The sequence below is a fragment of the Exiguobacterium acetylicum genome, assembly GCF_019890935.1.
Classification (GTDB): Bacteria; Bacillota; Bacilli; order Exiguobacteriales; family Exiguobacteriaceae; genus Exiguobacterium_A; species Exiguobacterium_A abrahamii.
The window spans coordinates 2,946,380-2,952,500 of record NZ_CP082333.1 but is presented as its reverse complement, the minus strand read 5'-3'; the positions used below and the strand labels follow the sequence as shown (position 1 = coordinate 2,952,500).

At 50.5% G+C, this 6,121-nt stretch carries 6 protein-coding genes, 2 tRNA genes and 2 rRNA genes (1 of these 10 only partly in view); 9 read left to right on the top strand and 1 reads right to left on the bottom strand.

The genetic code is table 11. The features are described 5' to 3' along the window. Both K7G97_RS15200 and rrf read left to right on the top strand, forming a co-directional pair. Nucleotides 1–1,738 (top strand): 23S ribosomal RNA (locus tag K7G97_RS15200); it begins 1,176 nt to the left of the window's first position. A 47-nt stretch (nucleotides 1,739–1,785) separates the two neighbouring features. Then, nucleotides 1,786–1,901: ribosomal RNA gene (gene rrf / locus K7G97_RS15195) — 5S ribosomal RNA — on the top strand. 124 nt (nucleotides 1,902–2,025) lie between these two features. On the opposite strand, the gene K7G97_RS15190 is transcribed toward rrf, so the two are convergent. After that, the gene (locus tag K7G97_RS15190) at nucleotides 2,026–2,496 is read right to left on the bottom strand and encodes an NUDIX hydrolase (protein ID WP_223040974.1); all 471 of its coding nucleotides are present in this window, start codon (nucleotides 2,494–2,496) and stop codon (nucleotides 2,026–2,028) included. Between the two features lie 129 nt (nucleotides 2,497–2,625). Between K7G97_RS15190 and K7G97_RS15185 the strand changes: the two genes are divergently transcribed. The 7 genes from K7G97_RS15185 to K7G97_RS15155 all read left to right on the top strand — a co-directional run bounded on the left by K7G97_RS15185 (nucleotide 2,626) and on the right by K7G97_RS15155 (nucleotide 6,080). Beyond that, nucleotides 2,626–2,702, top strand: a tRNA-Met gene (locus K7G97_RS15185). A gap of 33 nt (nucleotides 2,703–2,735) precedes the next feature. Beyond that, nucleotides 2,736–2,812, top strand: a tRNA-Met gene (locus K7G97_RS15180). A gap of 118 nt (nucleotides 2,813–2,930) precedes the next feature. Next, nucleotides 2,931–3,380, top strand: a complete 450-nt coding sequence (tsaE, locus tag K7G97_RS15175) for a tRNA (adenosine(37)-N6)-threonylcarbamoyltransferase complex ATPase subunit type 1 TsaE (RefSeq protein ID WP_023469616.1) — start codon at nucleotides 2,931–2,933, stop codon at nucleotides 3,378–3,380. After that, nucleotides 3,377–4,030 (top strand): tRNA (adenosine(37)-N6)-threonylcarbamoyltransferase complex dimerization subunit type 1 TsaB, encoded by a 654-nt coding sequence (gene tsaB, locus K7G97_RS15170; protein WP_223040973.1) that lies wholly within the window; start codon nucleotides 3,377–3,379, stop codon nucleotides 4,028–4,030. Before tsaE ends, tsaB begins: the two co-directional genes overlap by 4 nt. Further along, nucleotides 4,023–4,478 carry a ribosomal protein S18-alanine N-acetyltransferase gene (gene rimI, locus K7G97_RS15165; protein WP_023469614.1) on the top strand — a complete coding sequence of 152 codons (456 nt, stop codon included), beginning with the start codon at nucleotides 4,023–4,025 and terminating at the stop codon, nucleotides 4,476–4,478. The genes tsaB and rimI overlap by 8 nt, the downstream gene beginning before the upstream one ends. Then, nucleotides 4,475–5,482, top strand: a complete 1,008-nt coding sequence (tsaD, locus tag K7G97_RS15160; RefSeq protein ID WP_223040972.1) for a tRNA (adenosine(37)-N6)-threonylcarbamoyltransferase complex transferase subunit TsaD — start codon at nucleotides 4,475–4,477, stop codon at nucleotides 5,480–5,482. Before rimI ends, tsaD begins: the two co-directional genes overlap by 4 nt. A gap of 28 nt (nucleotides 5,483–5,510) precedes the next feature. Further along, nucleotides 5,511–6,080: a hypothetical protein gene (locus K7G97_RS15155; protein WP_087681571.1), complete on the top strand. Its 570-nt coding sequence runs from the start codon at nucleotides 5,511–5,513 to the stop codon at nucleotides 6,078–6,080. Nucleotides 6,081–6,121 lie beyond the last annotated feature (41 nt).

Here is a 6,121-nt window from a genome sequence, read left to right as displayed (position 1 = left end):
GTAACGGGGCTAAACATACCACCGAAGCTGCGGATTCCGTAAGGAATGGTAGGGGAGCGTTCCAAACCGCTGTGAAGCTGTACCGGAAGGAGCAGTGGAGCGTTTGGAAGTGAGAATGCCGGTGTGAGTAGCGAAAAGAGGGGTGAGAATCCCCTCCGTCGAAAGCCCAAGGTTTCCTGAGGAAGGCTCGTCCGCTCAGGGTTAGTCTGGACCTAAGCCGAGGCCGAAAGGCGTAGGCGATGGATAACAGGTTGATATTCCTGTACCGCCGATCCACCGTTTGAACAATGGGGGGACGCAGGAGGATAGTGACGCATGCGGATGGAAGTGCATGTGCAAGTTTCAAGACCGTCTGATTGGCAAATCCGTCAGGCATCAAAGTCAAGGAACGATGCGGAGTCCCGTAGGGACGTAGGTCACGATTTCACACTGCCAAGAAAAGCCTCTAGTGAGGGGGAAGGCGCCAGTACCGTAAACCGACACAGGTAGGCGAGATGAGAATTCTAAGACGCGCGGGATAACTCTCGTTAAGGAACTCGGCAAAATGGTCCCGTAACTTCGGGAGAAGGGACGCTCTACATGAGTAGAGCCGCAGTGAATAGGCCCAAACGACTGTTTAGCAAAAACACAGGTCTCTGCTAAATCGCAAGATGACGTATAGGGGCTGACGCCTGCCCGGTGCTGGAAGGTTAAGGGGATGGGTTAGCGCAAGCGAAGCTTTGAACCGAAGCCCCAGTAAACGGCGGCCGTAACTATAACGGTCCTAAGGTAGCGAAATTCCTTGTCGGGTAAGTTCCGACCCGCACGAAAGGCGTAACGATTTGGGCACTGTCTCAACGAGAGACCCGGTGAAATCATAGTACCTGTGAAGATGCAGGTTACCCGCGACAGGACGGAAAGACCCCATGGAGCTTTACTACAGCCTGATATTGAGGCTTTGTGCATGATGTACAGGATAGGCGGGAGACGTCGAGCCCGGAGCGCCAGCTTCGGAGGAGTCACCCTTGGGATACCGCCCTTCATGCATAGAGTCTCTAACTCGCAGCCGTGATCCGGCTGGAGGACCGTGTCAGGCGGGTAGTTTGACTGGGGCGGTCGCCTCCTAAACAGTAACGGAGGCGCCCAAAGGTTCCCTCAGAATGGTTGGAAATCATTCGTAGAGCGCAAAGGCAGAAGGGAGCTTGACTGCGAGACCTACAAGTCGAGCAGGGACGAAAGTCGGGCTTAGTGATCCGGTGGTTCCGCATGGAAGGGCCATCGCTCAACGGATAAAAGCTACCCTGGGGATAACAGGCTGATCTCCCCCAAGAGTCCACATCGACGGGGAGGTTTGGCACCTCGATGTCGGCTCATCGCATCCTGGGGCTGGAGTAGGTCCCAAGGGTTGGGCTGTTCGCCCATTAAAGCGGTACGCGAGCTGGGTTCAGAACGTCGTGAGACAGTTCGGTCCCTATCCGTCGTGGGCGCAGGAAATTTGAGGAGAGCTGTCCTTAGTACGAGAGGACCGGGATGGACGCACCGCTGGTGTACCAGTTGTTCCGCCAGGAGCATCGCTGGGTAGCTACGTGCGGACGGGATAAATGCTGAAAGCATCTAAGCATGAAGCCCCCTCCAAGATGAGATTTCCCTTTGAGTAATCAAGAAAGACCCCTCAGAGACGATGAGGTAGATAGGTCACGGGTGGAAGCATGGCGACATGTGGAGCTGAGTGATACTAATCGGTCGAGGCCTTGTTCTAGCAGATGCATTGTTGATGACTTCAGTTTTGAGGGCGCGAGCCCGTCGTCTGGTGACGATAGCCAAGTGGTCACACCCGTTCCCATGCCGAACACGGAAGTTAAGCACTTGAACGCCGAAAGTAGTTGGGGGCTTCCCCCTGTGAGGATAGGACGTTGCCAGGCACTTGACCGATCTGCAGATTGCAGGTCGGTCTTTTTGTGTACTCCTTTTAGATAGGAAAGAAATAAAAAAACTGACGAATGGACGTTAATCCGCCATCGAGTCAGTTTAAGCGAAGCATCTAGATTAAAAAGAAGAAGGTGTGTCAAGAAGACGAGGCGTAACTTGCTGTAAGAGCGCTGCAGCACGCGCTTCAAGCGGTGTTGGCAATTGATTCAGGGAGAAATACCGTAAGTCGAGACTCTCTCCGTCCGTCATTTGTAATGTACCCGATACGCCTTTTGCTTGAAAGAGATGGATCACACTGTAGGTTTGATCGCCATTTGGATAACGGAAGAAGTAATCAGGACCCGAGAAGACGTCTAGCAGTTGAACGCTGCGTGCTTGAAGTCCGGTTTCTTCTTGTAATTCACGCATCGCGACTTCTTCAAGTGTCTCACCTGGTTCCATCGAACCACCGGGAAGTCCCCAACTGTGGGTGTCCGAACGATACTGAAATAGCAGTTCATGTTGTGGATTTATGACGAGTACGGTCGCACCCACGCTGATCAACGGTCGGCTGCCTACGATTTTTCGTAAATCTAATAAGTATCCCATCTGCTCACTCCTTTCGTATCAGTATAGAAGAATATTCATTATGACAGTTAGTAAAAAGAAATAAGGCAAAAAGACTTGCCAATTTAAAAGACACATGTTATATTAATATCTGTCGAAACGTTATATCATCGCGGGGTGGAGCAGTCTGGTAGCTCGTTGGGCTCATAACCCAAAGGTCGTCGGTTCAAATCCGGCCCCCGCAACCAATTTTTAATAATTAAATCCGAAACGTTTATCGTCGCGGGGTGGAGCAGTCTGGTAGCTCGTTGGGCTCATAACCCAAAGGTCGTCGGTTCAAATCCGGCCCCCGCAACCAATTTTAAACTTAACTTCAACTTTACTACGAAACGTTCAGCGTTTCGTATTTTTTTTTGCCTTTTTCGTCCGTTACAATAGAGAAGGACGAACAGTACGTATTAAGGAGGAGACATCGTATGATAGAACTGGAAATGAACAGCTTGGAAGAAACGACTGCCTTGGCTCTTGAACTCGGACGACGTGCTGAAGCAGGGATGGTCATTACGCTCGATGGGGATTTAGGTGCTGGGAAAACGACTTTTACGCAAAGCTTTGCGAAAGGATTAGGTGTGACGCGTCACGTCAACAGCCCTACCTTTACGATCATGAAAGTCTATACGGGACGTCTTCCTCTTTATCATATGGATGTTTATCGCTTGGAAGGTTCCGGTGATGATATCGGACTTGAAGAATATTTGAATGGTGAAGGCGTCGCCGTCGTCGAGTGGTCTGAGTTAATTGCGGACAGCCTCCCACCTGAACGGTTGGCAATCACGATTACGCGAACAGGTGATGATAGTCGACGTTTTGAGCTGACGCCGATCGGAGAACGATACATTACATTATGTGAGGGATTGAAATCATGAAAATCGTAGCTATTGATACATCGACGAAACAATTATCAGTCGCTCTTTCAGACGGAAAACAGATTGTAGCAGAAGCTTCTTACGTCACGTCTTTGAATCATGCGACGAAACTCATGCCGTTGCTGGAGCGCTTGATGGTGGAAGCAAAATGGATACCGGCTCAACTGACACGTGTCGTCGTTGCTGACGGTCCTGGTTCTTATACGGGATTACGGATTGGAGCGACGACAGCGAAGACGCTTGCTTATACACTCGGTATCGAGCTTGTTGCCATCTCGACACTTGAACTGATGGCAGCTTCGACTGGTCATACAGGACGCGTTGCGGCGATTCAAGATGCGCGGCGTGGAGCAGGGTTTGTCGGAGTGTACGACGCCGGGAAACGAATTGGTGAAGAACAGCATATCGAGATTTCTTCTTTTGTGAAGACGTTACCGCCAGATACGCTCGTCACAGGAGACGTCGATGCGTTCGAAGAGATTCTTCAGCCCTTCGAAAAGGCGGCTCCTGCTTTCCGGACGCCACGTGCCGGCGTACTCGCTTTACTCGGTGCAACGCGTCAGACGGTCGAAGCGCATGCGTTTGAGCCACGTTACCTGCGCCTGGCTGAAGCAGAAGCGAAATGGATCGAGGCACAGCGTCATGAGTAAGGGCATTCGTCGGATGACCGTACAGGATGCTGCAGGTGTTCACGCGGTTGAACTCGAATCGTTTGCGACACCGTGGACGCTAGATGCCTTCGAAGCGGAAATGACACAAAATCCGAATGCCTATTATGTCGTTGCCGACCAAGATGGTATCGTCGGGTTTGCTGGTCTGTGGCATATTGCGGATGAAGGACATATTACGAATATTGCCGTCAAGCAGTCGCATCGCGGACAAGGACTCGGAGAAGATCTGCTAACGGCATTGATCGCCGTCGGTCGTGCACTTGATTTGCGGGCGATGACGCTCGAAGTACGTGTCTCGAACACACCAGCGCGGACTTTATATGAAAAACTCGGATTTCAGTATGTCGGTGTCCGAAAACGATATTATCAAGATAACAATGAAGATGCTGCCATCTACTGGCTGGAGCTGGAGGGAGAAGACCTATGACACAACCATTGATTCTAGCAATCGAATCGAGTTGCGACGAAACGGCGGCTGCCGTCGTCCGTGGAGGAACCGACGTCTTATCGAACGTCGTCTCGTCTCAAATCGAAAGTCATAAACGATTCGGTGGCGTCGTGCCTGAAGTGGCTTCACGGCATCACGTCGAACGAATCACATACGTCATTGATGACGCCTTGACGGAAGCGAACGTCACGATCGACGATATTGATGCGATCGCCGTCACGGAAGGACCTGGACTTGTCGGAGCATTACTCGTTGGTGTCAGCGCAGCGAAGGCACTCGCCTTTGCGCATGATAAACCATTAATCGGTGTTCATCATATCGCAGGTCATATCTATGCGAATCGTCTCGTGCAAGAGCTTGAGTTCCCGCTCGTCTGTTTGATTGCATCAGGTGGGCATACGGAACTGATCTACATGCCGGAAGACGGTGTATATGAAGTCATTGGTGAAACACGGGATGATGCCGCGGGGGAAGCATATGATAAAGTTGCTCGGACGTTGAAGTTACCGTATCCAGGTGGTCCACGGATCGACCAATTAGCACAGACCGGTCAGGATACGTTCCATTTTCCACGTGTCTGGCTCGAAAAGGATTCGTATGACTTTAGCTTCAGCGGTTTGAAGTCAGCAGTCATCAATGCCGTGCATAACGCCGAACAACGGGGAGAAACGATCATTCCGGAAGATTTAGCTGCGAGTTTCCAAGCGAGCGTCGTCGAGGTACTCGTGACGAAGGCGGTCCGTGCCGTGAAGGATAAAGGGGGACGTCAATTACTGCTTGCTGGTGGCGTCGCTGCCAACAAAGGATTACGCCAAGGTCTCGAAGCGGCGTGTGCGAAGGAAGGAATCGATCTCATCATTCCGCCGATGCACCTGTGTGGAGATAATGCGGCGATGATCGGAGCGGCTGCGATTCATCCGTATCGCGCGTTACGCTATTCGACACTTGCCATGAACGCAGAACCTGGGCTAGATTTAAAGTAAGGAATCCGAACAACTTGGGGGAAATGGAATGAAAAAAGTCATCATCGCATTGTTAGCGGTACTGGTCATCGTCGCGATCGGACTTCAGATCCGAGAAATCGTCAACGCATACCAAGTCGCCTATAAGGAAGAACTCGTACCCGATAAGAAAGCGGTCGAGACGAATACGAAACAACGTCCACTTTACGAAATCGGACGAGCAGAAGGGGAAAAGACCCGGATTCAAAAGTTATATGCTTTTGATCAGACAATCAATGGTAAGCTCAGTAACGTCGTCATCGTCGATCGGAAGTATGGTTTAACGAACAAGGCGAGTGATGATTATTTCATGATTGCTTCCGGAACACCGGTGACGGATCAAGAAAAGAAGTCATTCGAACCAATGATTCAAAAGATGGATGCAGAACAAGTCCAAGCCGAGGTCATCTCAAAGCATGAGGTGACGGCTGTTGAGAACAATAAAAAACGGACGTTGACGTTATTTAAGGTCTTCTATAAGGATACGGATCAAAACGAATACCTCTTCTTCATCGAAAAAGAAGGCGGTCTGAAACTCGATCTATTCAAGAAGGGTTACTCACGTTTGTCTAATTACTAAATCCATGAAAACAGCGGATTCCTAAATAGGAGTCCGCTGTT

Coding starts and splice junctions, on each gene's coding strand:
- K7G97_RS15155 (WP_087681571.1), top strand. CDS start 5,511: ATGAAAAAAGTCATCATCGCATTGTTAGCGGTACTGGTCATCGTCGCG.
- K7G97_RS15190 (WP_223040974.1), bottom strand. CDS start 2,496: ATGGGATACTTATTAGATTTACGAAAAATCGTAGGCAGCCGACCGTTG.
- rimI (WP_023469614.1), top strand. CDS start 4,023: ATGAGTAAGGGCATTCGTCGGATGACCGTACAGGATGCTGCAGGTGTT.
- tsaD (WP_223040972.1), top strand. CDS start 4,475: ATGACACAACCATTGATTCTAGCAATCGAATCGAGTTGCGACGAAACG.
- tsaB (WP_223040973.1), top strand. CDS start 3,377: ATGAAAATCGTAGCTATTGATACATCGACGAAACAATTATCAGTCGCT.
- tsaE (WP_023469616.1), top strand. CDS start 2,931: ATGATAGAACTGGAAATGAACAGCTTGGAAGAAACGACTGCCTTGGCT.